Genomic DNA, 25143 nt, shown 5'->3' on the forward strand with positions numbered 1-25143 from the left:
GAACGCTGGACCCCCTTACCAAAACACTAATATTGTTCATTATAACACAAGACCTTATTTAATATTTGTTTAAGATAAGACAAAAGGTTGAATTATTGATTGAATGAAAAGAAAGCCGGCTGCCAAAGATATTGTTAAAACTCCCGGTCTTTGCCTAATGAATAACGAAACGAAAGTAACCAAGAACAAACTATAATACAATAAAAAATATAGGTTAACTGGATGATATAAAACATCGTTATTTATGTAACCAAATTCAAACGGTGTCGCAAGACCATATTCTTTAATAGTAAGATTATGAATAATTAAATATAGATAAATCGCGATAGATAGGAAATCGATAAGTTTGAACGACCACTTTTCCTTAATGAAAAAATACCCAAAATAACTAATCGAACCTAACATTGCTAGTTCTATGGCGTATGGACCGCCAGAATAAATAAGAAGTTTTGACGGTTGAAACAAATAAGAAGGCTGGAAAAGTAACGGGGCTAATTTAAATATTACTAAAAATAGTAACCCACTAGTTTGAAGTACATTTACGATTTTGTGACTACCCTCAGGAAATGCGCGCTTTGTCACAAGCACAAAGAAACAATAGGCTCCCAATACTCCTAGTCCAATGCCCAGGATACGAAAAGAAAGGAAAATAGGTCCCAATTGAATTCCATCCAATTCATTTAACATTATTTACCCACACTCCCCCTTCTACACCTTTTTGAACGGCAGCACGTATTTCGGACTTCGTCATCCCACCAACTTTACGATAGACAATCGTTCCATCTTTATCGATCACAATCGAGGTTGGAATCGGTGGTACTTGATACAATCTTGACACGACCCCTTTATCGTCTACTAAGTTCTCGTATGGTACGTGATATTGTTCTATGAACTCTTTACTCTTATGAAGCGTATCTTGAGTAGCTACATTAATCCCAATAAAGGTAATTTCAGTACCGAATGTATTTGCCACTTCCACTAAATCGGGCATCTCGGCTTTACAAGGTGGACACCATGATGCCCAAAAATTAATGAAGATAGGTTTTCCAAGGAGATCTACATCATAAGTAAGTGTAGTTCCATCAAACGTTTCTAATGTAAATGAAGGAGCTTGATAACCAACTAAAGGAATCGTTGCGATTCTATCATCAAATTTATAAGTAGACTGTTTTTGGCCCATCCACAAGAAAAAAACAACAACAACTACGTTTACAATTATAAGAATTCGTTTGCCGAGCACTCTAACACACCTTTCAGCACCGCGCACTTCCAAACCACACGGGGTATTTTCACATATAAAAAGAAAGAGGTTTTTCAACCTCCTTCTTCTTAGCAGATATTATACGACATCGTATCCAGCTTCTTCAATTTCATTTTTTAAAGCATCTTCTGTAACCTTACCATTCTCGTATTGAACTGTTACATTTTTAGCCGCTAAGTTCACTTCAGCCTTTGCTACTCCATCAAGTTTCGATAAAGCCCCTTCTACTGCAGCCTTACAATGACCACAACTCATACCTTCAACTGAAATAGTTACTTCTACCATTATTTACAACTCCCTAACCTAATTTTTTATTTAATTTTTACGCGTTTTAAACGTAAAGAGTTACTAACTACTGAAACAGAACTAAATGCCATAGCAGCTCCTGCTATCCAAGGTGCAAGCAAACCAGCCGCAGCAATCGGTAAGCCAATTGAATTATAAATAAATGCCCAGAACAAGTTTTGCTTAATATTTCGCATTGTTGCTCTACTTAATTTAATTGCCTCTGGGATAGACCGTAGATCTCCACGCATAAGTGTAATATCTGCAGCTTCCATCGCGACATCTGTACCTGTACCAATCGCCATTCCGATGTCAGCAAGGGCAAGTGCCGGGGCATCATTAATACCATCACCTACCATAATTACCTTTTTGCCTTGATCTTTTAGTTCTTTAATTTTAAATGCTTTTTCATCTGGTAATACTTCCGAAAAAACATGGTCAATATCAACTTGTTTGGCAATTGCTTTTGCTGTACGGTTGTTGTCCCCAGTAAGCATAATGACAGTATAGCCCATCTTCTTTAACTGTTGGACTGCTTCCTTAGAGCTTTCTTTGACTTGGTCAGCAACAGCTATCACGCCCACTAGTTGGCTATCCACGCTTATAAGCATCGCTGTTTTTCCATCAGACTCTAACCTTGTCATTTCAGCTTCTAGACTTTGGAATTCAATATTATTTTCACGTAGCAGTTTCCGAGTACCTATAAAGACTTCCTTACCCTCGTAGACAGCTTTTAAGCCATGACCAGGAATAGCCTCAAAGTTTTCAACATTATTAAGGGGAACTTCCTGTTCTTTAGCTGCTTTTACAATGGCTTGACCAAGAGGATGCTCTGAGCCTTTTTCAATAGACGCCGCTAATTGTAGTAGTTGGTCTTGAGCCCAACCTTCAACCGCAATTACATCTGTTAATTCTGGCTCGCCCTTTGTAATCGTTCCTGTTTTATCTAGAACTACTGTATCTGTTTTGTGAGCTCTTTCTAAATGCTCACCACCCTTATACAAAATACCATTTTCTGCGCCTCGTCCTGTACCAACCATAATTGATGTTGGTGTCGCTAATCCTAGAGCGCAAGGGCAAGCAATGACTAAGACAGCAGTGAAATTAATGAGCGCTTCCTGGAAGCTTGCTCCAAGAATAAAATACCAAATAACAAAGGAAATAACCGCAATTAACACTGCAACCGGAACGAAATAACCGGAAATGATATCAACTAAGCGTTGAATTGGTGCTTTTGAACCTTGGGCTTCTTCAACTACTTTGATGATTTGAGCTAAGGTTGTTTCTTTCCCAACTTTAGTAGCCTTAAACTTAAATGATCCATGCTTATTAATGGTTGCACCGATGACTTCATCGTCGATACTTTTATCAACGGGAATACTTTCACCAGTAAGCATTGACTCATCAATTGTAGTATGACCTTCTACGACGATACCATCAACCGGTATTTTTTCGCCTGGTTTAACAACAACGACATCACCAATTCGAACGTCTTCAATCGCAATTTCGCTTTCAATACCATCACGAATGACGATCGCTTTTTTGGCTTGCAAGCCCATTAGCTTCTTGATTGCTTCTGAAGTGCGGCCTTTTGCTCTAGCTTCTAATAACTTCCCAAGCAATATTAACGTAATAATTACGGCACTTGTCTCGAAAAACAAGTATACTTCACCTTGGAGAGTTAACCATACCGAATAGAAATAGGCGGCCGATGTTCCCATTGCTACTAGAACATCCATGTTTGCACTACCACCTCTAAGAGACTTGTAGGCTCCTTTATAGAACTGTAAACCAGCATAAAATTGAACTGGTGTTGCTAGCACCCATTGTAAATACCCATTCATAAACCAGTGAGGCAACAACATTTGCTCTGGATAGAAATGGTCAACCATCGTTACAAACAATGGTAAAGAGAAAATGAGAGCAATGATAAACATTCGTTTTTGTCTGGCGACTTCTTGATCTTTTGAGGGCTCTTCTTTATTTTCTTTCCTTACCGAAGCTTGAAAGCCTATTTTCTCGATACGCTGAATAATTTCTTCTTCTGAAATTACCCCCTCGACGTATTCAATAGTTCCTCGCTCTAGTGGTAAATTTACAGTAGCTTGATGGACACCTTCTAATTTATTTACAACTTTTTCGATTCTTGCAGAACAAGCTGCACAAGTCATTCCTTTGACATCTAACTCGAGCTTCGCTTTTCTCACTTCAAAGCCTAATTTTTCAATTTTACCTTCAATTTCTTTTAGTGAAGTTTGACTAGAGTCATATCTTATTGCAGCTTTTTCCATTGCTAAATTTACAGAAGCAGAAACACCTTCTTGTTTATTAAGCACTCTTTCTATACGGGAAGAACAAGCCGCACACGTCATACCTCCAATATTCAATTGTACGTTTTTTTCACCCATTTCGATCACCTTTTTTCTATGATTTAGAGAATTGCTGAATAACTTTCATCAATTCTTCGATTGCTTCGTCACCTTCTCCATCGGCAACAGCTTGAGACACACATCCTCTTGTATGATGCTCTAGTAAGGTGTAGCCAACCTTCTTTAACGCTGCTGATACTGCAGATACTTGAACAAGAACATCGACACAATAACGATCTTCCTCAACCATCTTTTGAATTCCTCTTACCTGCCCCTCGACACGTTTCAGACGGTTGATAAGTTGTTGTTTTTCTTCTTCTCTTCGTCTCACTGCAGGGCTCTTTTCTGGATGAAGGGGTATATTTAAAATATCTTTTTCCATGTCATCATCACCTCTTACATATACCATACCCCCACATGGTATTCCGTGTCAACAAAAAAGACACAGCAATTGTGACATCGCCGTGTCTTATTCCTATGGCTGTTTTCGCAAAGTTTGTTGCTTTCGTAAATTTGCTCTTTTCTTACATAATTTATTGGCTGATACCTTCATCTAGGGTATTTTTTCGATTATTTTGGGTAAAAAGCCACAATGTTTACGAAAAGAGCCTTTCCTATTACGCTAATTCAGATGTTGTTACCGATTCAATCTCTTCTGGATCTCCTTGTTGAAGTAGATACATCTTGTGGTATAAACCACCTTGTTTAATTAATTCTTGGTGATTGCCTCTTTCAACGATCTCACCTTGATGTAAAACTAAGATTTGGTCGGCATCTTGTATTGTAGATAGTCGATGTGCAATAGCAATGGTTGTTCTGCCTTGACGCATTTTTTCAAGTGCCTTTTGAATTTCACCTTCAGTTTCCGTATCAACGTTTGCTGTCGCTTCATCAAGAACTAGAATGCTAGGATTTAATGCAATTGTTCTTGCAAAAGACAGTAACTGACGTTGTCCACTTGATAAGGTCGAGCCACGCTCACCAATTTTAGCATCATACCCCCCGGGGAGATTTTCTATAAACGGATGGGCATGAACAAATTGTGCTGCATCAACAATGTTCTGTTTTAATAACTCTTTATTATAAAATCGGATATTATCTTCAATACTACCAACAAATAGAAACGGATCTTGAAGAACGAGGCCCATTTTCTTACGAATTTCCTCATTCTCATACGCATCAATAGATACCCCATCAATCAGAATATCTCCCTGTACTCCTGGATAAAAACGCATCAATAAGTTAATAATTGAACTTTTTCCGCTCCCTGTATGACCTACAAGGGCAACTGTCTCACCCTTCTTTGCGGTGAAGGAAATGTTTTTCAATACTTGATGTTTCCCATCATAAGAAAAACTCACATTTCGGAATTCAACTTCACCCTTCTCAATTTTCGGTGAACCCTGGCCTTTTTTCTCTGGAGAAATTTCATCATGATCTAATAGTCGAAACACACGACTAGCTGAAACAAGCGCTTGTTGAAAAATTGATAAACGCATCATCATCTGGTTTACAGGCTCAAAAAAACGGTCTAAGTAGTTTATGAATGCGTAAAGCACACCAATCTCTACCGGACTATTAAATGATGTAACCCCAAAAAAGCTAAGCACAAGGATCAAAGCCATAATAGAAACAAAATCAACAGCTGGTCTCAGTAATAAGCCATCAAGTTTGATACTTTTTAACCAAGCTTTTTGATGCTCATCATTGATCGTTTCAAACTCTTTTCGTAATCGTTTTTCTTGACGGAAAATTTGGACGACGGTCATACCTTGAATTGACTCATTAATTTTAGCATTTAATTGACTAAGTTTTTCACTCATTTCAGCATAAAACTTCGAGCTTAACCGTCGATACGCTTGCATCAATACTAATAGAATTGGCAAAATGAATAAACAAAAAAGTGCTAATCTAACATTTAAGTAGAACATTGCCACAAATACGCCAATTAGGAAAATAAAATTTTGTACATAGTTTGACAAAACATTAACATAGAGTTCTTTAATTGTTTCAGTGTCATTCGTTATACGCGAAACTAATCCACCCGTTGGGAACTTATCAAAAAACGCTAAACCTAAATTTTGTACTTTTTCAAAAACATCAATTCTAATTTGTTGAATAATTTGCAGCGCTATTTTTTGAAAGAGAAATAATTGGACGTAGGTAATAGCCACACTAGCAAAGTGTAAGGCTAGGTACCCCGCTCCTAACCAAAATAAAGGTTGGAAATCAAAGATTCTCGGCGTTAAATAATCATCAATAAATATCTTTACTAAAATTGGACCTAAGATTTGAGCACCAGTCCCAAGCAATAGCAAAACAAAGGCGAATGTCAGCCAACGTAAATGTGGTTTCGTATACCCCAGTAGCCTTTTAAAAACAGTTTTCTGATTCATAGGCTCAAATAATAATGATTGTTTATTTTTTTCACTCATCGTTTGAGCCTCCTTGCTCTACTAATGTTTCTAGCTTTTGTTTTTCGTACATTTCCTTATACCACCCGTCAACAGCCATTAACTCCTCATGAGTTCCTCTTTGAATGATTTCTCCGCCTTCTAACACGATAATAACATTTGCATGTTTGATCGCACTTAAGCGGTGGGCCGTAATCATTGTCGTCTTACCGTGACGTAACTCTCGTAATGCATCTAGAATCGCTTCTTCTGTTTTTGCATCTACTGCTGATAAGCTATCATCTAAAATTAGCACTTCTGGATTCGCGATAAGTGCCCTTGCAATCGAGATTCTTTGTTTTTGTCCACCAGAAAGGGTAACCCCACGTTCCCCAACGATCGTTTCATAACCATCAGGAAGTTGAACAATATCATGGTGAATAGAAGCCAACTTCGCCGCTTCAATAATATCTGACATAGATGCATTAGGTTTTGCAAAGGCGATATTATCGGCTATCGTTGCGGAAAAGAGAAAATGATCTTGAGGCACATACCCTATTGATTTACGCAGCGCATCTAGTGAATAATCTTTAATATCTCGTTTTGAGAAATAGATACCTCCATCTGCAATGTCAAATTGTCGCATGAACAATTTCATCAAAGTAGTTTTCCCACTACCAGTACGACCTACAACACCAAGGGTTTCACCTTTTACTAAGCTAAAATCAACATTTTTGAGAACAGTCTCTTTATCCGAATATGCAAAACTATTAATTTTATATTGAATATCACCTACAGGTTGTTGTTCAAGTGGCTCGTTTACATCTGTAATATCAGCATTAACACTTAATAATGAAGATACGCGATTATATGAGGCACGACCTCTTTCGACAATATTAAAGAGCCAGCCAAAAGCAAGCATTGGCCATATTAATAGACCTAGGTAAATCGTAAAGCTCGTTAACTCTCCTATGGATAAATCGCCTGCAACTACGTACTTCGCTCCGAAAAAGATGGCTAAGAAATATGATATAGAAACAACTAGGGAAATCGTCGGATCAAATAAAGCATCCACTCTTGCAACTGAAATATTTTTGTTTACTACATCCTCTGATTTTCTTCTGAATGACTCAACATCATCACTCTCATAGCCAAACGTCTTAATTACACGAATTCCAGACATACTCTCTTGAACTTTATCATTCAACCCTGAAAAAGCAGCCTGCGCTTTACCAAATCGCTCATGAAGCAATGATCCATAATAACTTGTAGCAATTGCCATAATCGGCATTGGAATTAATGCAATTAGAGTTAGTTTCCAACTGATTGTTGCTGCCATGGTAATAATAACAAAACTCCCCATTAATAAAGAGTCTACTAGTGTTAAAACACCAACCCCAGCTGTTTGCTCGATTGCCCTTATGTCATTTGTCGAATGTGCCATAAGGTCTCCTGTTCGTCTTTTGTGATAAAAGTTTGGTGACATTTTTGTAAAATGCTCGTAAAGCTGATTACGAAGCTTCCTAGCTAGACGAATAGAAGCACCAAATATCATAATGCGCCAAAAATAACGAAAAATATAAACAGCTACTGCAACTCCTACTAAGACTCCACCCCAAGTAAATAATATCGAAGACGTCAAGGTATTACCTTCAATATGGTCTACAATGACTCCAACAATGTAAGGGGGGATTAGTGAAAGGAAGGAAACAAATGCCAGCATGAGAATACCCCAGATATACTTCCTTTTCTCCTCCTTAAAGAACCACATTAAATCTAAAAAGACTTTCATATTTCTCTCCTCGTGTTCATTAATTTTATTTTTCACATAGAACATCCTAATTTTATCAGACAATTGTAAATGTTAGAAGTAGAAAAATTTCTATAATCGAAATAACCCGAGAATTGTCGTGGTAGACAACTTGCTCAAGTTCTTTTCTTTAAGTGCTAAAAAAAGAATGGTTTTAAACCATCCTTCGGAAGCAATCAATTTGCTTATCGGCTATCACTTGTTTTACTTTAGCTACTGCATCATAGATATCGGTAAAATTCACATGGACAATTTCTTGATGCTCCTGCCGCATCGAATGATCATACCTTGGGTCATAGTAGTGGGTAAGTAACATTACAAAGGCTTTTTCATAATCACGTTTTAAGAGTAGGTCGTGGATTTCATTACCGACATGTTTTTGCATTCGCTTCTTAATAATTAAAAACGCCTCAATAATTCTATTTTGATTGTTATTTGGTTGATAAGTTTCTAATAAATGTTGTACACGTTCCATAAACGGATATTCTAATTCGATACGAACTCCTTTTCTCTTTCCAGCCATAATAAAATCAGGAACAACGATATTACCAATTCGCTTACTTTCAGATTCAATTAGCAAATAAGGACTGTGGTAATAACGATCTAACTCACCAACCAAAAGTAATTCAAATTCTTTTTGACTTCTACTTTTTAAGCCAATTCCACCGAAGGCAGAACCCCGATGACTAGCTAAATCTTCAAGGTCAATTACTGGATACCCTTCAAGTTTCAAACGCCGTAACACATCCGTTTTCTTTGTTCCAGTGTTTCCAGATAAAACATAATAGAATTTCAGTCTTTCTGCATGCGTTTGTAACCTTGTCGTGATATTTTCCCGGTAAGCCCTTATACCTCCATCCAACTGTAAGCAGTCTATACCTAGCATATTTAAAGTCGAAACAACGCTATTACTTCGCATTCCACCTCTTGCACAAACTATCACAATTCTTTTTGTTGAGTATGAAGACCTAAGATTTAAGATTAAATCAAAAATTCCTTGAATTTTCTTTGAAAAAAAGTCTAGACCTAATCGAATTGCTTCTTCTTTCCCCATCTGCTTATAAACTGTCCCTACTTTTGAACGTTCATCATTATCAAAAATTGGTAGATTAATTGAAGAAGGCATAGAAAATTCCTGATACTCTCCAGGTGAGCGTACATCTACTGTTACATATTTATTAGGATCCCAAGATAAAACATCAACTTTTGGAATTTGAAATTGATTATCATACATGTTCATCATCCTATACCCTATGGATTTCATTAATACGAAAAAACACCCCATTACGGAGTGCTTGTCCTATATTATTTCATTTGATTGTTCATTGCTTTCATCATTTGTGTGATTTTCTTTTGAGATGGGTTCATACCCATTTGCATCATCATCACGCGTAACATCTTTTCATTAATAGGTGGGTTTTTCTTAAGATAGTTCATCATTGTTTTGCGGGCAATAAAAAAGCCAATCGCAACACCGGCAATTAAAGAAAGCACGCCGATTAAAATATTAATCCACATTCTCTATTTCCTCCTTATAGTTATGTCTATTGAATAGACATTCATACATATACGTCCAATTCATTATAACCTAATAAATTATTGAATAAAAGTATTTATTATCTATGGTCTTAAATATAATTCACCTGTTTTACTGGATTTAACCAACCGTAGTTACGGTTTTCAAAGTCCATAGCAAAGAATGCAGGATTAATTTGACGTAATACTTCAAAAAAGACTGTTTCCGCTTGGTAACTACCACTAGCTGAAATTGTCAACATATTTCCATGATCCTTTAAAACAGCCTTACTCTCCAATGCCTTAATGTCTATGTAATAATGTTCTTTTAGTACGTAAAAATCATTACGTATCCTTAAAGCTTTATCGAGATTTTTTTTAATTTGAAGTGTCGGTATTGTACCACTTATATAATTAATTTGCTTTTGAGCAATTGTTCTTAGGTCTTTTTTTGCAGTTTCACCTTCAACAAAAAGTTGATATATCAGCCACTCTTTACCAAAATAGTTAGAAGCAATTTCAGGCTTCAATAAATAAATGTAATAATGCCTCATTTATTATTCCCCCAATCATTTCGTTTGATCACATGTATTACAAAGGTATTATCCTTACTATAAAGCATGTCCAAAGAAATGATTGTCACATAACGGAGAAATTGCCCACTACTTTTGTCGTTTAAAGGAACTCTCTCGAAGTAGGATTGAGGCTGACCAAATAAATTCAGTCAGCCCCTAATAACATTATTTTGCTAATGTTTCTTTAAGTTTTGCAATAACATTCGCAACAGTGAAACCATACTCTTCCATGATTTTCTCTCCAGGAGCTGAAGCACCAAATTGGTCAATTGCAATTACTGCTCCTTTATCTCCTACATATTTATGCCATCCTAATGATGAGCCCATCTCAATACCTACACGAGCTTTCACATCCTGTGGGATTACCGAGTTTTTATACTCAGCTGATTGTTTTTCAAAGCGATCCCAACTAGGCATACTTACAACTGAAACGAAGATATTTTCTGTTTCTAGTTGTTTTTGTGCTTCTACAGCTAACTGTACTTCTGAACCAGATGCAAGTAACACACCTTGGATTGTACCCTTTGCTGGTGAAATAACATAAGCACCTTTTTTCACGCCTTCATAGGACAACTCTTTTGTTACTTCTTGAGTCATTAAGTCTTGACGAGATAGAACAAGGGCTGTTGGCTGGTCTTTACTCTCTACCGCAAGTTTCCATGCAGCAACTGTTTCATTGCTATCAGCTGGTCTGATGATAGAAATGCCCGGCATTGCACGAAGCGCAGCTAATTGCTCAACTGGTTCATGCGTTGGGCCGTCTTCACCCACAGCAATACTGTCATGTGTAAATACATAAGTTACCGGTAACTTCATTAACGCTGCTAACCGAATTGCTGCACGTAAGTAATCTGAGAATACAAAGAAGGTTGCACCAAACACTTTTACCCCGCCGTGAAGAGCCATTCCATTTAATGCAGATCCCATTGCGAATTCCCTTACGCCAAACCAAATATTTCGGCCGCTATAATTTTCTCTTGTAAAGTCACCTTCACCTTTAAGCATTGTTTTATTGGAAGAAGCTAAGTCAGCAGAACCGCCAAAGATTTGGTTAACGTTCTTTGCCAATGCGTTTAATGCTTCCCCTGATGAAGAACGTGTAGCTACATTATCTTTCCCGCCTTCATATACCGGTAAATTCTCATCCCATCCTTGAGGAAGGTCTCCGTTAATAGCTTGCTTTAATTCAGTAGCTAGTTCCGGATACTTTTCTTCATATTGGCGCATAAGTTCGTTCCACTCGAATTCTTTTGCTATACCTGCCTCTTTTACAGCAGCAAAAAGCTCTGTTACTTCCTCTGGTACATGGAACTCATTCTCATATGTCCACTTATATGTTTCTTTCGTAAGTTTTACTTCATCTTTACCAAGTGGAGCACCGTGAGAAGCAGACTTTCCACCTTTGTTAGGAGAGCCATAACCAATTGTAGTCTTTACTTCAATTAATGTTGGACGGTCATCTTGCTTCGCAAGTTCAATAGCTTTATTTATTTCAGTAATATCATTTCCTTGCTCAACACGGATGACTTGCCAGCCATATGCCTTATATCGATCTTCAACACTTTCACTAAATGAACGATTTAATTCGCCATCAAGTGAAATATCGTTTGAATCATATAGCACAACTAAACGACCTAGCTTTAGATGTCCTGCAAGAGAAGCAGCTTCCGCAGACACACCTTCCATTAAATCACCATCACCACAAATAGAATATGTATAATGATCAACCACTGGTAAATCTTCTTTATTATATTTTGCAGCTAAATGTCTTTCAGCCATTGCCATCCCAACAGCCATTGCCACCCCTTGTCCTAGAGGACCAGTTGTCGCATCTACACCTGGAGTATGACCATACTCAGGATGTCCAGGAGTTCTACTCCCCCATTGGCGAAAGCTTTGTAAATCTTCTAGAGTAAGGTCGTACCCAGAAAGATGTAATAAACTATACAAAAGCATTGAACCGTGTCCTGCTGATAAAACAAAACGGTCTCTATTAAACCAATTAGGATTACTAGGGTTATGATTCATATACTTGGCAAAAAGTGCATAAGCCATCGGAGCAGCACCCATAGGCATCCCTGGGTGACCAGAGTTTGCTTTTTCAATAGAGTCAATTGATAATGTACGTATCGTATTAATTGCTAATTCATCAACGTGAACCGTCATAATAAGATCTTCCTTTCTCTTCCTCATTTAACATTATTCGTTTTTCATCATATACCTCTTTTATAAAATTAACAAGGATATCTATGGTAAAAACGGTGAATTTTTGTCGACTATTTACTAATGAGTTAATTTACGATCAATTGTTTGTTTACTTTCTTTTAATTTATCCGGTGTTACATCATTACCTTCCTCATCAACTACTTTAATTGAATGTAATTGACTGCTAAATGAAGATCGAAACGTTTGAATGTATTCCTGTCGCAGTTGCTGCTGTTCTTGCTTTTCTTCCATTGTAATACTTCCTGCTTTTGCTTTTTTTGAAAGCTCGTTAATCCGCTTTATTTTTTCACTTGATAACATTTTACTAATCCTCCATCTATTGTTTAGACCTATAGTAAAATTTACAGTAACAAACCAACGTTTTCAACCTTTCTGATTAGTTTGTTCGTAAGTTCCATCGAATATTATATTTTTAAGAAAGAAAAAAAGCCTTAAGAGATTAATCTAAGACTTTATATGTGATTCTTTATTTTGGCGAGACCTTTGTATCCTCAGCGTTTATATATTCCTGGTAGCGACGATGAACAGTAGCTTTCGAAACGTCATACCCAAAGCCCCTTAGAGTAGCTGCAATTTCTCTAAATGTCAGTTTCATCGTTTTTAAGCGAATAATCTCCTCCAATGGAATTTCTTTCTTTAAACGGCCTCCTACATGTACATCACCTAGGTTTTCACTGGGATTATAGCCATTTTCAATCGCCTTCTTCATTCCACGTTTAATTTTAATATTGTGAAGCTTTCTTTGATATTCTTCTACAATACTAACAATATTAAGAACTAAAGTATCAGTTTCTGACAGTTTCAACTCACCTTTATCATTGATTGTTCGAATTTTAACTTGATACTTTACTAACTGATGAACGAGGGCTATCTTTGTATTTCCCCTCCCTAATCTGGTGTCATCCTGAATTAGTAATACCTCTGCTTTTTTATCCTTAAAATCCTCTAACAATTCAAAGATGCCTTCTCTCTCTATTTCGTAACCACTAGCTTTTTCCTCTATTACTTTATAGATAGGAAAGCCATTTTCTTCAGCTAAATGGATCAATTCTTCCTTCTGTCTAGATAAAGAAGAAGATTGTGCTTCTTTATTAGTACTTACTCGACAATAAATAATCGCCTTCATTTCTAACGAATTCCTCCTTTCTTTTTAACTGAGGAACAAGAAGAATTTGACCAGGATAGATATGATCACTCGTAAGATTGTTTTCTCTCTTTAATATAGTTATGTAGGAAAGGATAGACATTCCTTCTGTATGTTTACTTGCTATAGACCAAAGTGTGTCACCAGATAAGACTTCCACTTCTATTAATTCTTCAAATTCAGGCTGTGCAGAAACACTCACAGACATTAAAAGATAGATGATTAACACTACAAATATAGCCACATAGCTTATATCTTGAAATGAAATTTTTTGAATTTTAAACATTATAAACACTCACTTCCATAAATAAGAATATTTGTTCTCTATTATAATAAAACAGAACACTCGTTCTAGTCAATAGTTTTTAGAACTTATGTTTGCATATTTGAAGAGAGTACAGTATAATTTATGGTAAAGATAAGATAAAATGGGGTGCTACATAATGAATAAGGTATCGAAGCGTCAGCAAGAAATACTAGATTACATAAAAGATGAAGTTCGCAAAAAGGGATATCCACCATCGGTGCGAGAAATTGGTGAAGCAGTAGGATTAGCATCTAGCTCCACTGTTCACGGACACTTATCTCGACTCGAGAAAAAGGGGTTTATTCGAAGAGACCCCACAAAACCAAGAGCAATTGAGATATTAGATTTAAAATTAGATGAATTTGAACCTACTTCTCCGAATACTACCTATGCTCCGATTATCGGTAAAGTTACTGCCGGTGAGCCTATAACTGCCTACGAAAATATAGAAGATTATCTGCCACTTCCAGAGAAATTCGTTGGCGATGACAAAGTGTTCGTCCTTGTCATTCAAGGTGATAGTATGATTGAAGCCGGTATCTTTGATAAAGATATGGTTATCGTAAGACAGCAACAAACTGCCAACAATGGTGATATCGTTGTAGCTATGACAGAAGAAGATGAGGCGACGGTTAAACGCTTTTTCAAAGAGAAAGACTTTATTAGACTTCAGCCTGAGAATTCTTCAATGGAACCTATTATTCTACAAAACTGCGCAATCTTAGGAAAAGTTATTGGTGTTTTTCGTTCAGTACATTAAATACGGTACCTTCATTATTAATAGCAGAAGAATCAACTTAGGTTGGTTCTTTTTTAGTGTACATGGAAAAAAGCACTTGCCCCTAAAGGCAAATGCTCGTGACTTATCAACCACTATTAATATATCCAAATAGATATCATTTCATACTAATAAGTTAGCTTAAGTATAATATTAGTACATTCTTTTATAACTATAGTTAAGTTAATTTTAAGATGGAAAATACCATTCACTTGGGATATTACAATACTTAAAAATGCCACCAGTGACTAACCCCTTTTGTTGTACCAGCTATCTTTTATTCATGACTTCTAAATAACTAATTTCATTCTTTGCTTCTAATGAAACATTCTGATGATAGTAAGTAACTAGTGACGGATAAATTTCAAGAAAAACCTCATGTAAAATAGGGTCAAACTGTGTATTCATAGCCTCGATAATGATATCCTTGGCTTCTTCTAATGTAAAAGCATTTCTATAGGATCGAGTAGTAGTAATTGCATCAAAGGTATCGGCAAGTGCAATAATTCTTGAATGTAACGGAATGTCATCTTGACTAATCCCCCTTGGATAGCCTTTTCCATCGTACCTTTCATGGTGATACAATATATCACTGACAATTTCGTTTGGATATTCTAGTTCTTTTGCTAAATTAGCACCGAATTCAGAGTGTTTTTGAATCGTTTTATACTCTTCCAAAGTAAGCTTTCCATTTTTCGTTAGTATATCATTAGGAATATATACTTTTCCGATATCATGAATAAGAGAACTAATTCGCAATAAATCTAAATCTACTTTATAGCCTTTTTTCTTCATGTTACTACCAATAATCATTGCGTAATCAGATACACGAATTGAATGACCTCGTGTATACATATCTTTTGTTTCGATTGCTAATATAAGGGTTTTCACTGTCTTATCAAACATGTACGCTTGCTTAGAACTATCTACAATCATATTTACAAAAACACCGAGAACGACAATATAACAAATAATGTACGAAAGCTCAGTGACGATTTCAAATAAAAAACGTTGATCATAATAGCCAGCCATAGAATTTAAACTAAAGTGGATCAAAATTGAAGCAACACTGGTTCCATAAAAAACGTTACGATTTTTAAATAGCGTAGCAAATAACGGTAAGAAAATAACTGCAATCTGGTTAGCGAAAGGAGTAAACCATGTCAGAGCAACAATCACTACGCACATATTTATAAAGAGGAGATACCTTTGTATCATCGGTGAAAATTTGCGATAGATGAGAGTGAATGGTAAATACCCAAGTAACATAATACTTAGTAACTGATAATAAATGATATCAAAAGAGCCAACCCAAATGGTATATATGGCTGTTAAACTAATGGAACTTCCGATACAAATCATCCATAGCTTCTTTATAAACAGATTTATGTCTAGACTCATTGATGTTCACCTACATTTCACAAGGATAGTTATTTCGGGATAAAAAAAGACGAACCGAAAAAATGTTTGGTTCATCTCTTTTCTCTTTCGAAAGATGTTTTTCTACTTCCCCATAACTTCATCTATCAAAATTATAATGCAAAATGTGACAAACTTCTATATATTTTGACAAAAACTCCATATATTTTATAGTTATGCCCTCTATGAATATTAGCTATCTGATAGGCTCCCAATCAGTTGTTTCGCAATCTCTTGTCCATTTTCAATGCAATCAGGAATTCCCACACCATAATACGAGCATCCTGCTAATAGAACACCTGGATAATTTTCCTTAAAGTCACTCTCTAAAGTTCCAACAACCTTAGGATGTACAATTTCATAGTTTGGCATATTTTCGACCCAATCAGTTATTTCGTATGTAACTGGTTTAGCAGTAATTCCTAGACTTTTTTGTATATCATTAAGCGCTATGGTCAGTTGGTCTGTCACGTCCATCTGCTTTAATGTTTGAAAAGTAGGATGGCTACTTTTATAAAACAGACGCACTAGTAAATTACCACTTTCAGAAGTATGTAGCCATTTACGACTCGTCCATGTACAAGCATTGCATGATAACTCATCTGTATTAATAGTAATAAAACCGGTACCATCCGCTGGCAATACACTATCTGGAACATCAAACCCTAGATAGATACTAATTAACGAACTGTTTTTCAATTTAGAAAAATCTTCTTTAATTTTTTCATCGGAAAATAATGCTTGCGCTGACGCATGTGGGATACTTAAAATTATAGAGTCAACCTCTAACATTTCTCCATTTACTAAATGAGCGCAATAACGTTCATTATTTTTAGTTATATTAGTTATCCGTTGATTTTTTAGAATTTCTACCTCTTGCAAGTGGCTCTCGTATGCGTCAATGATTGAATCCATCCCATTTTTAAAAGAAAAGAACTTTTTACCACTTCCACTTTGGAATTTTTCCTTATTTGCTTCAAAACCTCTTATGATACTTCCGTATTGCTCTTTATAGTCGATGAGGTAAGGGAGCGTGGAGGAAATTGTTAATTCTTTAATATCTCCAGAATACACACCCGACAATACAGGCCCAATTTGTTTCTCAACCATTTCCTTACCAAGAAAATATTCGAGAAAGTCACCTATCGAATCATTTTTTGTAAAAGTCTCGTTCCTCAAATAAAGATCTTTTAACGCATCAACTTTCCCCTCAGGTGATACAAGTGACGTCTTAGCTAAGGACTCAACACTAGTAGGTATACCGAAGATCGTATCGGCAGGTATTGCTTTCAACGTTCCATCTCCATATAGAAACGACCGACCAGTTGCGTTGTAAACAATTTCATTTTCTAGACCAAGCTCTTTAATCACAGACATATTTAAACCTTTTCTGGCAACAATGGAATCTGCACCTGTTTCCATAACATATCCATTATTTCTGATTGTTTTTATCTTACCCCCAAGCTTTTCTCCCGCCTCAACTAGGATTAAACGAGTATCTGATTGCTTTTCTCGTTTCCACTTTTGTAGCTCATACACAGCAGACAAACCTGTAATTCCACCGCCCACAACTAAAATTGTTTTCATGTTTACACCTCTACTCTAATCAATAAATTTAGTTATTATCATATCACATGTTTCTAAAAAAAGGAGACCACTCCAATTTCCTGAGTTAAAATAAGAAAAGCGCAAGGCGCCCGCCTATCGGCGACAAGCAAATGTTCTGACCGAAAAAAGTGCGCTCTTTCACTTTTTTTCGGTCAGGTTATTTGACCTCGAGCCAAGAACATCCTCGAATTAACTCCGTCGCCCCTTTGCGACGAGTAATCGCAGGAGCAGATGGCGCCTGGAGCTAAACAATATTTAAGTCGAAATTATATACTTTCCTATAATGTAAAAGAAACCAGCCCCATTAATAGGGACTGGCCTCTTTTATTAAAATATCTTAGTAGTTAGTAATATATTGCTCGCGCTCCCAAGGGTGAACTTGTGTGCGGAACATATCCCACTCAATCTCTTTAGCTTCACAGAAGTGCTCTAATGCATGCTCTCCAAGCGCGCTTGTGATAATTTCATTAGCTCTCAATTTCTCTAAAGCTTCTTTAAGTGTTGCAGGAAGATCATTGATACCTGCTTCTAGACGCTCTTCTTTGTTCATCACATAGATATTACGATCTGTTGATGGAGGAGGAGTAAGCTTATTCTTAATTCCATCTAAACCAGCTGCAAGCATAGCAGCCATTGCTAAATAAGGATTTGCTGCTGGATCTGGACTACGTACTTCAATACGAGTACTTAAGCCACGTGATGCCGGGATACGAATTAGCGGACTGCGGTTACGCATAGACCAAGCAACATAACAAGGAGCTTCATAGCCAGGAACTAATCGCTTATAAGAGTTTACTGTTGGGTTCGTGATTGCTGTAAAGCCTTCAGCATGCTTGATAATACCTGCTAAAAATTGCATTGCTGTTTCACTTAAACCAGTATCAGTTGATGGATCAAAGAATACGTTCTCGTTCCCTTTAAATAATGACATATTGCAGTGCATACCAGATCCATTAACACCAAATAAAGGTTTTGGCATGAACGTAGCATGTAATCCATGTTTTCTCGCAATTGTTTTAACAACTAGTTTGAATGTTTGAATATTGTCACAAGTTGTTACTGCATCTGCATATTTAAAGTCAATCTCATGTTGTCCAGGAGCTACTTCATGGTGAGAAGCTTCAATTTCAAAGCCCATATCTTCTAATTCTAATACGATATCACGACGGCAGTTTTCTCCTAAATCAGTTGGGGCTAAGTCAAAATATCCACCTTTATCGTTTAATTCCATTGTTGGCTCGCCTTTTTCGTCAACTTTGAATAAGAAAAACTCTGGCTCTGGCCCAATGTTAAATGATGTAAAGCCCATTACTTTTGCTTCTTCTAATACTCGTTTTAATACTCCACGAGGGTCACCTGCAAATGGTACACCAGTTGGATCATAAATATCACAAATTAAACGAGCTACTTTTCCTTTTTCACTAGTCCAAGGGAATACTACCCATGTATCTAGGTCTGGATATAAATACATATCTGACTCTTCAATACGAACGAAACCTTCAATTGAAGAACCGTCAAACATCATCTTATTATCTAATACTTTTTCTAATTGACTTACAGGAACTTCTACGTTTTTAATAATGCCTAGTAAATCAGTAAATTGTAAGCGAAGAAATCTAACGTTCTCCTCTTTTGCCAGTCTAAAAATGTCTTCTGCTGAGTATTTTGTTCCCATAATTCAATTCTCCTCCTAAATGATAAAAAAGTTTTTTTATTATCTAACCATCTAAGCAAAACAACGTTTTACCAAAATGATGATTTTACAAATTTTAATGAAAGAATCTTGATAACTCTCCTTGAATAAGGGAGGCTTTGCCAAATCGGCCCGCCATCATTAGTTCACTTTTCAGATAACTTCTTAGTTGTTGATCCGTTAGTTCTTTTTGAACCTTAGGATTTCTTTCTAAGATGTTAGTAGCTTCTTGGTTTGATTGCTGTTTCATGAGAAACACTTGCTTAATACCAGAAATGTTAATCCCTTGATCTATCAGCTCTTTTATTTCTAATAACCTATCAACATCATTAAAGGAAAATAAGCGTTGATTTCCACTTGTTCGGGAAGGATGTACTAGATCATGTTCTTCATAATACCGTATTTGCCTTGCTGTTAATTCAGTTAACTTTTTTACGATACCAATTGGGAACAATGGCATGTTCCTTCTAATGTGATCTCCCATTTGCCTCCCCCTTTAACTTGTTACTATTAGGTTACAACACGACAGGAAAGCTGTCAATACATGTGAGCTAAGTTAACATGAAAACCATGTCAGATTTTCTTACATAGTTATTTTCCCTTACCAATGCTCTTTCTATACAAAAAAAATCACTCTATTTAAGAATTATAGAGTGACGTCCATTCTAGATTTTTAGTAACTGATTTTTCATCAAGTGATCGATTGCTGTTAATATCCCTATTTTTACATGCCCATAAGTTAAGCCACCTTGTACATAAGCCACATAAGGTGGTCTAAGCGGTCCGTCTGCAGAGAATTCAATACTTGCCCCTTGAATAAAGGTTCCTGCAGCCATGATTACTTCATCTTCGTAACCAGGCATTGAACTCGGATACGGAGTAACATGAGCATTTACAGCCGCTGCTTGTTGGATCCCCTGACAGAATGTAATCATTTTGTCTGCATGATCAAATTGTACAGATTGAATTAAGTCAGTGCGTGGTGCATCCCACTTCGGATTTGTAGAAAATTGAAGTTTTTCAAGAAAAGCAGCTGTAAAAACAGCTCCTTTTAATGCTTGTCCAACAATATGAGGAGCAAAGAAAAAACCTTGATACATCTCCTGCAAGCTATATAATGAAGCACCGCCTTCTTTTCCTATGCCTGGTGCTGCTAAACGGTAGGAAGCTAAATCAACCAACTTTTCCTTACCAACGATATAACCACCGGTTTTAACAATCCCACCGCCTGGATTTTTTATTAGCGAACCCGCAATCAGGTCAGCACCAACATGACAAGGCTCCATTGTCTCCACAAACTCACCATAACAATTATCTACAAAGACGATGACGTCCCCTTTAATCTCCTTAACAAAAGAAATCATCTCTTTTATTTCACTAATCGTATAAGACGGGCGATTAGCATACCCCTTTGATCTTTGGATGCCGATTACTTTTGTATTTGATTTCATTTTTCTAGCAACTTCTTCAAAGTCCACTCGACCATCATTCGTCAGTTCAACACAATCGTAGGAAATCCCAAACTCCTTTAAAGAGCCGTTTCCACTTCCTCGACTTCCGACAACTTCCTCTAAGGTGTCGTATGGTTTACCTGTAATATATAATAACTCATCCCCAGGACGTAAAACTCCAAATAAACACGTTGCAATAGCATGAGTGCCAGAGATGATCTGCGGTCGAACAATTGCTGCTTCTCCCCCAAAAACATGAGCATAAATAGACTCTAGTGTATCTCTACCTACATCATCATAGCCATATCCAGTTGAAGGGGTAAAGTGAAAATCAGAAACTTGATGACTTCGAAATGCCTGCAAAACCTTATACTGATTTTCCTCAATTCGTTCTTCAATAGAGGCATGTACTTCCTTAATTTGTTCTTCGACTTCTTTGACTAGCTGTTTTAACTTCAAACCATTTGTGAATTGCTCGTACATAGTTTCTCCTTTATGCCTTGTATTGTTGTAATTGTTTATACGTGGAAGATAGAGAAGATACGTATCCCTTTAATATATAACTTTCCTCATCTTCTACCCAAAGCTGCTTTTCAATGATTGTACTCGTTTGACAGTTGGACAATAATTTACCGTTACTAGCATGAATTTTTGCCTCATAATATTCAAGACTATCTTTTAGTTCTTCTTCAATTCGAGTTGACAGCTTATGTAGGTCACCTTGATTTAGAGCAGATATGAGGATAGACTTTCTTCCTTCTGTTGGTACAAAGCTAGCCGGAGCTGCGTCCCTTTTATTATAAACTGTTAACATCGGTACATCTTTGACATTCAGTTCCCCTAAAAGTGACATGACTGTTTCTTCATGGTTAAAATAATCTTCGTTAGATGCGTCTACGACATGTAATAAGAAGTCAGCCTCACAGACTTCCTCTAGTGTCGAGCGAAATGCTGCAACTAATGTAGTTGGAAGGTCTTGAATAAACCCTACTGTATCAGTTATTAACGTTTGAAATCCACTTGGCAATTTCATTCTTCTTGTTAGTGGATCAAGGGTCGCAAACAATTGGTCCTCTTCTAAAGCATCGGCCATTGTTAGACGGTTATGAAGTGTTGATTTCCCCGCATTTGTATAACCTACTATGGCAATTTGAAACGCTCTATTTTCCTTTCGGCGTTCACGATAAAGAGAACGATGCTTAACAATTCCTTTAAGCTGCTCTTTAATTTCATCCATTCTTCTACGGATATGCCTACGGTCAGTTTCAAGCTGGGTTTCCCCTGGACCCCTTGTCCCAATTCCACCACCTAGCCTAGATAACGAATGACCTTGTCCAGATAAACGTGGCAATAAATAATTTAACTGTGCTAATTCTACTTGAAGCTTTCCTTCTTTAGAGTTTGCCCGCTTTGAGAAGATGTCTAAAATAAGCTGCGTTCGATCAATAACTCTAGCAGGAATTTGGGCCGTTAAGTTACGAACTTGGCTTGTAGTCAGTTCATCATTAAAAATAACAACATCAATCTCTTGCTCTTCTACAAGCGGAACGATTTCTTCAATTTTCCCTTTACCGATATATGTAGCCCGATCTAAACTATGACGATTTTGTATAACGGTACCAAAAACAATTCCACCAGCCGTTTTGGTTAGTGCTGCTAATTCTTCCATGGAATAAAGAAATCTCTCTTCATGAATTTCAGATAATTTACAGCCAACAAGTAACACCTTTTCTTCAACACTTTTTGTTGTTTCTACCAAAGTTTCACAACCTTTTCTTTGGATTTCTATCTCTATTTACTATTGCCAATCTTTACTATAATCTTTCCAACAAGAAAAGTGCAAGTGCGGTTACTAAAGTATAGTACTTTAGCCACCGCCTTTTCTGGGTACACATTGATTCTATTTTCTTTCATTTAACAATTTCTCCATTTTAAAGTCATCTTTTGTTAATGTAACTAGAGTTTCTCGATCGTATTTACCAAGATAAAGCAATCTAACCGCTTGTGCACGAACAGCCTTTTCAACAATGTTACGAATTAACCTACCGTTGCTAAAGTTTTCACTTCGCTCTGCTTTTAAACTTTGCAGATAGTCTCGTAACTTTAATTCCGCTTCTCGTTCCATGACATATTCTCTGTCGTCAACCATTTTTCTTGCAATTTCAATTAATTCATCATTTGTATAATCAGGAAATTTCATTGTAATTGGGAAACGGGAAGGCAATCCAGGGTTCAAGGATAGGAAATGGTCCATCTCTCTAGAGTAGCCAGCAAGAATTAATACAAAATCATGTTGTTGGTCCTCCATTGCTTTTACCAACGTGTCGATTGCCTCTTTTCCAAAATCCTTCTCGCCACCTCTAGCAAGAGAGTAAGCTTCATCAATAAACAAAATTCCGCCGACTGCTTTTTTTACGAGATCTCGTGTTTTCTGTGCCGTATGACCAATATATTCTCCAACTAAATCCGCTCGTTCCACTTCATGTAAATGCCCCTTCGATAATACATCCATTTCTTTAAACAACTTAGCTAATAATCTAGCAACCGTTGTTTTTCCAGTACCAGGATTCCCCTTAAAAATCATATGCAAAACTTGGTTTCCAACTTTTAGCCCCTGTTCTTTACGACACTTATTAATGTAAAGCCAAGCATAGATTTCCTTAATAAAACGCTTCATCTCTTTTAGACCAACTAACTCTTCTAATTCTCGTTCGATTTTCTCGAGTATATAATGCTTTTCTCTATCTGCATCAGGTAATTTAATCGTCATCTCATTAGTTTGTTTCATTTCTTTTTGATTTAAGACAATGTTTATTTGTCCCCTAGATTTCAGTGATAAGGGTCTTTCCAATCATGTCACCACCCAACTAACGATATGTTATGATCCTGAAAAAACTTTGACTATAAGACAGTATACTCGCTAACAAAGAAAAGGTGACAAACGCCCATTTCTTTTCAATTTAGAACCCAAAAAACAATTTAACTGTTATAATATGGATATCATTTATAAGGAGGAAAGATCTTGGATACTTTATTTCAAACCTCTTTACCGGACTTCGTCAAAGATTATCTGTTTACTCTAGTAAAGAAGAAACGTAAACCATCAACGATCAAGCGTTACATATATGACCTTGAAGATTTCTTCCTCTGGCTTAAGGTCGAGAAAAAAAATCAATCCTTTGCAACTTGGAGTAACTTAACCTCTAGTGATCTGCAAGAGTACGTTTCACTACTTACAAATTCAAGAAAGTATCATCCTACAACAACTAGACGTGTAGTAACGGTTTTAAATCAGCTTTATAAATATTATGACAACTTAGGCTTATCCAAAAACCCAATTCTTGAGATAAATATTATTGAAATAGAAGAACCTATGATGACGGCTGACGATTTTTTATCAGAAAGCCAACTTAACCAATTGTTTTCTTCACTCCGTTCTACTCATGATTTATCTGAAAAACAACTAAAGACAAGACCATTAATCATTGATCGTAATGAAACTATTTTTATTTTATTTGCATATTACGGATTAACACTACAAGAACTAACAAATCTTACGATGAAGCATATCCACTTTGAAACAAACAGTATTACGATTTCAACAGAAAACAATAAGCGAAAAGTTTTCCTCTCTATGCCGCATAAAAAACTTTTCTATCAGTACTATGAAACCATCCCCAAACCAGTCCGTCCTCGCTATCATGAAAACGATCCTTTTTTGGTAGCGTTTGATTTTCAAAGGGAAACATACCGATGGGTCTATGAAGAAGACAAGCCAAAGAGATTAACGGATATTGCTGTTCAACGGATGATACAAAAAGAAATTAGAAGAAGCGGGTTAAGGAGAGGTATTTCTGCACAACATTTTCGCAATACCTATATTTTGGAGGCAATAAGAAAGGGTAGCTCTATCACTGAAATACAAGAAAAACTTGGTCTAAAAACAGATCTATCATTAAAAAAGTACTTTCATTATGCTAAATAACTGAGAAAAAGAAGACTTTTATGGAATAGTAAGCAAAAAAACTCCCGATATCGGGAGTTTTTTCTTAAGCTTCAGGATTTAACGGTACGTTCTTTTGTGGCGAGAATGTTGAGATCGCATGTTTATAAACTAATTGTTGTTTTCCTTCAGTTTCTAAAATTACTGTAAAGTTATCAAACCCTTTAATAAGGCCTCTTAATTGAAATCCATTTAAAAGAAATACGGTAACTGGAATACTTTCTTTTCTTAGTTGATTTAAAAATACATCTTGAATGTTTACCGATTGTTGCTTCATAAACAGTCCTCCTCTAAATTCTATACATT

Annotated in this window: 24 protein-coding genes; 2 read left to right on the top strand and 22 right to left on the bottom strand. The window is 36.4% G+C overall.

Annotated elements, in window-relative coordinates:
* Window positions 1-69: 69 nt before the first annotated feature.
* From DS745_RS16150 to yneA, 14 genes are all read right to left on the bottom strand, one after another.
* Window positions 70-687: a hypothetical protein gene (locus DS745_RS16150; protein ID WP_129079269.1), complete on the bottom strand. Its 618-nt coding sequence runs from the start codon at window positions 685-687 to the stop codon at window positions 70-72.
* Window positions 677-1240: a TlpA family protein disulfide reductase gene (locus DS745_RS16155; RefSeq protein ID WP_129079270.1), complete on the bottom strand. Its 564-nt coding sequence runs from the start codon at window positions 1238-1240 to the stop codon at window positions 677-679. The genes DS745_RS16150 and DS745_RS16155 overlap by 11 nt, the downstream gene beginning before the upstream one ends.
* A gap of 99 nt (window positions 1241-1339) precedes the next feature.
* Window positions 1340-1546, bottom strand: a complete 207-nt coding sequence (gene copZ, locus DS745_RS16160) for a copper chaperone CopZ (RefSeq protein WP_129079271.1) — start codon at window positions 1544-1546, stop codon at window positions 1340-1342.
* 26 nt (window positions 1547-1572) lie between these two features.
* Window positions 1573-3954, bottom strand: a complete 2382-nt coding sequence (locus DS745_RS16165) for a heavy metal translocating P-type ATPase (RefSeq protein WP_129079272.1) — start codon at window positions 3952-3954, stop codon at window positions 1573-1575.
* A 16-nt stretch (window positions 3955-3970) separates the two neighbouring features.
* Window positions 3971-4297 carry a metal-sensing transcriptional repressor gene (locus tag DS745_RS16170; protein ID WP_129080058.1) on the bottom strand — a complete coding sequence of 109 codons (327 nt, stop codon included), beginning with the start codon at window positions 4295-4297 and terminating at the stop codon, window positions 3971-3973.
* A gap of 235 nt (window positions 4298-4532) precedes the next feature.
* On the bottom strand, window positions 4533-6350 hold the full coding sequence (locus DS745_RS16175; RefSeq protein ID WP_129079273.1) for an ABC transporter ATP-binding protein: 1818 nt from the start codon (window positions 6348-6350) through the stop codon (window positions 4533-4535).
* Window positions 6343-8100, bottom strand: a complete 1758-nt coding sequence (locus DS745_RS16180) for an ABC transporter transmembrane domain-containing protein (protein WP_129079274.1) — start codon at window positions 8098-8100, stop codon at window positions 6343-6345. Before DS745_RS16180 ends, DS745_RS16175 begins: the two co-directional genes overlap by 8 nt.
* 172 nt (window positions 8101-8272) lie before the next feature.
* Window positions 8273-9352 (bottom strand): tRNA 2-selenouridine(34) synthase MnmH, encoded by a 1080-nt coding sequence (mnmH, locus tag DS745_RS16185; protein WP_161568290.1) that lies wholly within the window; start codon window positions 9350-9352, stop codon window positions 8273-8275.
* A 71-nt stretch (window positions 9353-9423) separates the two neighbouring features.
* Window positions 9424-9636 carry a YneF family protein gene (locus DS745_RS16190; RefSeq protein WP_129079276.1) on the bottom strand — a complete coding sequence of 71 codons (213 nt, stop codon included), beginning with the start codon at window positions 9634-9636 and terminating at the stop codon, window positions 9424-9426.
* A 110-nt stretch (window positions 9637-9746) separates the two neighbouring features.
* Window positions 9747-10187: a sporulation inhibitor of replication protein SirA gene (sirA, locus tag DS745_RS16195; RefSeq protein WP_129079277.1), complete on the bottom strand. Its 441-nt coding sequence runs from the start codon at window positions 10185-10187 to the stop codon at window positions 9747-9749.
* Window positions 10188-10373: 186 nt separating this feature from the next.
* On the bottom strand, window positions 10374-12374 hold the full coding sequence (gene tkt / locus DS745_RS16200; RefSeq protein WP_129079278.1) for a transketolase: 2001 nt from the start codon (window positions 12372-12374) through the stop codon (window positions 10374-10376).
* A gap of 117 nt (window positions 12375-12491) precedes the next feature.
* Window positions 12492-12734 (bottom strand): DUF896 domain-containing protein, encoded by a 243-nt coding sequence (locus DS745_RS16205; RefSeq protein ID WP_129079279.1) that lies wholly within the window; start codon window positions 12732-12734, stop codon window positions 12492-12494.
* 166 nt (window positions 12735-12900) lie between these two features.
* A complete protein-coding gene (locus DS745_RS16210) occupies window positions 12901-13560 on the bottom strand; it encodes a YneB family resolvase-like protein (protein ID WP_129079280.1) in 660 nt (219 codons plus the stop codon).
* The gene (gene yneA / locus DS745_RS16215) at window positions 13526-13864 is read right to left on the bottom strand and encodes a cell division suppressor protein YneA (RefSeq protein WP_206662936.1); all 339 of its coding nucleotides are present in this window, start codon (window positions 13862-13864) and stop codon (window positions 13526-13528) included. Before yneA ends, DS745_RS16210 begins: the two co-directional genes overlap by 35 nt.
* Window positions 13865-14021: 157 nt before the next feature.
* Between yneA and lexA the strand changes: the two genes are divergently transcribed.
* Window positions 14022-14645 (top strand): transcriptional repressor LexA, encoded by a 624-nt coding sequence (lexA, locus tag DS745_RS16220; protein WP_129079281.1) that lies wholly within the window; start codon window positions 14022-14024, stop codon window positions 14643-14645.
* A gap of 288 nt (window positions 14646-14933) precedes the next feature.
* Here lexA and DS745_RS16225 read toward each other — a convergent pair whose 3' ends face one another.
* The 7 genes from DS745_RS16225 to spoVK form a co-directional block, all read right to left on the bottom strand.
* Window positions 14934-16064 (bottom strand): HD-GYP domain-containing protein, encoded by a 1131-nt coding sequence (locus DS745_RS16225; protein ID WP_129079282.1) that lies wholly within the window; start codon window positions 16062-16064, stop codon window positions 14934-14936.
* A 210-nt stretch (window positions 16065-16274) separates the two neighbouring features.
* Entirely contained in the window at window positions 16275-17669 is a 1395-nt protein-coding gene (gene hemG / locus DS745_RS16230) for a protoporphyrinogen oxidase (protein WP_129079283.1), read from the bottom strand.
* A 358-nt stretch (window positions 17670-18027) separates the two neighbouring features.
* A complete protein-coding gene (glnA, locus tag DS745_RS16235; protein WP_129079284.1) occupies window positions 18028-19365 on the bottom strand; it encodes a type I glutamate--ammonia ligase in 1338 nt (445 codons plus the stop codon).
* Window positions 19366-19459: 94 nt separating this feature from the next.
* On the bottom strand, window positions 19460-19867 hold the full coding sequence (locus tag DS745_RS16240; RefSeq protein WP_129079285.1) for a MerR family transcriptional regulator: 408 nt from the start codon (window positions 19865-19867) through the stop codon (window positions 19460-19462).
* Window positions 19868-20048: 181 nt separating this feature from the next.
* Window positions 20049-21317, bottom strand: a complete 1269-nt coding sequence (locus DS745_RS16245) for a methionine gamma-lyase family protein (RefSeq protein ID WP_129079286.1) — start codon at window positions 21315-21317, stop codon at window positions 20049-20051.
* A 10-nt stretch (window positions 21318-21327) separates the two neighbouring features.
* Window positions 21328-22593: a GTPase HflX gene (gene hflX, locus DS745_RS16250; RefSeq protein WP_129079287.1), complete on the bottom strand. Its 1266-nt coding sequence runs from the start codon at window positions 22591-22593 to the stop codon at window positions 21328-21330.
* Between the two features lie 141 nt (window positions 22594-22734).
* Window positions 22735-23685 (bottom strand): stage V sporulation protein K, encoded by a 951-nt coding sequence (spoVK, locus tag DS745_RS16255; protein ID WP_129079288.1) that lies wholly within the window; start codon window positions 23683-23685, stop codon window positions 22735-22737.
* A gap of 171 nt (window positions 23686-23856) precedes the next feature.
* Between spoVK and DS745_RS16260 the strand changes: the two genes are divergently transcribed.
* Entirely contained in the window at window positions 23857-24819 is a 963-nt protein-coding gene (locus DS745_RS16260; protein WP_129079289.1) for a tyrosine-type recombinase/integrase, read from the top strand.
* A 64-nt stretch (window positions 24820-24883) separates the two neighbouring features.
* Here the strand turns inward: DS745_RS16260 and hfq are convergent, their stop codons facing one another.
* Entirely contained in the window at window positions 24884-25114 is a 231-nt protein-coding gene (gene hfq, locus DS745_RS16265) for an RNA chaperone Hfq (protein WP_071316298.1), read from the bottom strand.
* Between the last annotated feature and the right edge of the window lie 29 nt (window positions 25115-25143).

Origin of the sequence: Anaerobacillus alkaliphilus, assembly GCF_004116265.1 — a bacterium.
In the GTDB taxonomy this organism is placed as follows: domain Bacteria; phylum Bacillota; class Bacilli; order Bacillales; family Anaerobacillaceae; genus Anaerobacillus; species Anaerobacillus alkaliphilus.

Excerpts from the sequence above, each read along its gene's own strand:
- DS745_RS16225 (WP_129079282.1), bottom strand. The coding sequence starts at position 16,064 with ATGAGTCTAGACATAAATCTGTTTATAAAGAAGCTATGGATGATTTGT.
- DS745_RS16180 (WP_129079274.1), bottom strand. The coding sequence starts at position 8,100 with ATGAAAGTCTTTTTAGATTTAATGTGGTTCTTTAAGGAGGAGAAAAGG.
- yneA (WP_206662936.1), bottom strand. The coding sequence starts at position 13,864 with ATGTTTAAAATTCAAAAAATTTCATTTCAAGATATAAGCTATGTGGCT.
- DS745_RS16190 (WP_129079276.1), bottom strand. The coding sequence starts at position 9,636 with ATGTGGATTAATATTTTAATCGGCGTGCTTTCTTTAATTGCCGGTGTT.
- DS745_RS16240 (WP_129079285.1), bottom strand. The coding sequence starts at position 19,867 with ATGGGAGATCACATTAGAAGGAACATGCCATTGTTCCCAATTGGTATC.
- hfq (WP_071316298.1), bottom strand. The coding sequence starts at position 25,114 with ATGAAGCAACAATCGGTAAACATTCAAGATGTATTTTTAAATCAACTA.
- glnA (WP_129079284.1), bottom strand. The coding sequence starts at position 19,365 with ATGGGAACAAAATACTCAGCAGAAGACATTTTTAGACTGGCAAAAGAG.
- DS745_RS16245 (WP_129079286.1), bottom strand. The coding sequence starts at position 21,317 with ATGTACGAGCAATTCACAAATGGTTTGAAGTTAAAACAGCTAGTCAAA.
- lexA (WP_129079281.1), top strand. The coding sequence starts at position 14,022 with ATGAATAAGGTATCGAAGCGTCAGCAAGAAATACTAGATTACATAAAA.
- DS745_RS16210 (WP_129079280.1), bottom strand. The coding sequence starts at position 13,560 with ATGAAGGCGATTATTTATTGTCGAGTAAGTACTAATAAAGAAGCACAA.
- copZ (WP_129079271.1), bottom strand. The coding sequence starts at position 1,546 with ATGGTAGAAGTAACTATTTCAGTTGAAGGTATGAGTTGTGGTCATTGT.
- hemG (WP_129079283.1), bottom strand. The coding sequence starts at position 17,669 with ATGAAAACAATTTTAGTTGTGGGCGGTGGAATTACAGGTTTGTCTGCT.
- DS745_RS16175 (WP_129079273.1), bottom strand. The coding sequence starts at position 6,350 with ATGAGTGAAAAAAATAAACAATCATTATTATTTGAGCCTATGAATCAG.
- DS745_RS16170 (WP_129080058.1), bottom strand. The coding sequence starts at position 4,297 with ATGGAAAAAGATATTTTAAATATACCCCTTCATCCAGAAAAGAGCCCT.
- DS745_RS16150 (WP_129079269.1), bottom strand. The coding sequence starts at position 687 with ATGTTAAATGAATTGGATGGAATTCAATTGGGACCTATTTTCCTTTCT.
- mnmH (WP_161568290.1), bottom strand. The coding sequence starts at position 9,352 with ATGTATGATAATCAATTTCAAATTCCAAAAGTTGATGTTTTATCTTGG.
- tkt (WP_129079278.1), bottom strand. The coding sequence starts at position 12,374 with ATGACGGTTCACGTTGATGAATTAGCAATTAATACGATACGTACATTA.
- sirA (WP_129079277.1), bottom strand. The coding sequence starts at position 10,187 with ATGAGGCATTATTACATTTATTTATTGAAGCCTGAAATTGCTTCTAAC.
- DS745_RS16205 (WP_129079279.1), bottom strand. The coding sequence starts at position 12,734 with ATGTTATCAAGTGAAAAAATAAAGCGGATTAACGAGCTTTCAAAAAAA.
- DS745_RS16165 (WP_129079272.1), bottom strand. The coding sequence starts at position 3,954 with ATGGGTGAAAAAAACGTACAATTGAATATTGGAGGTATGACGTGTGCG.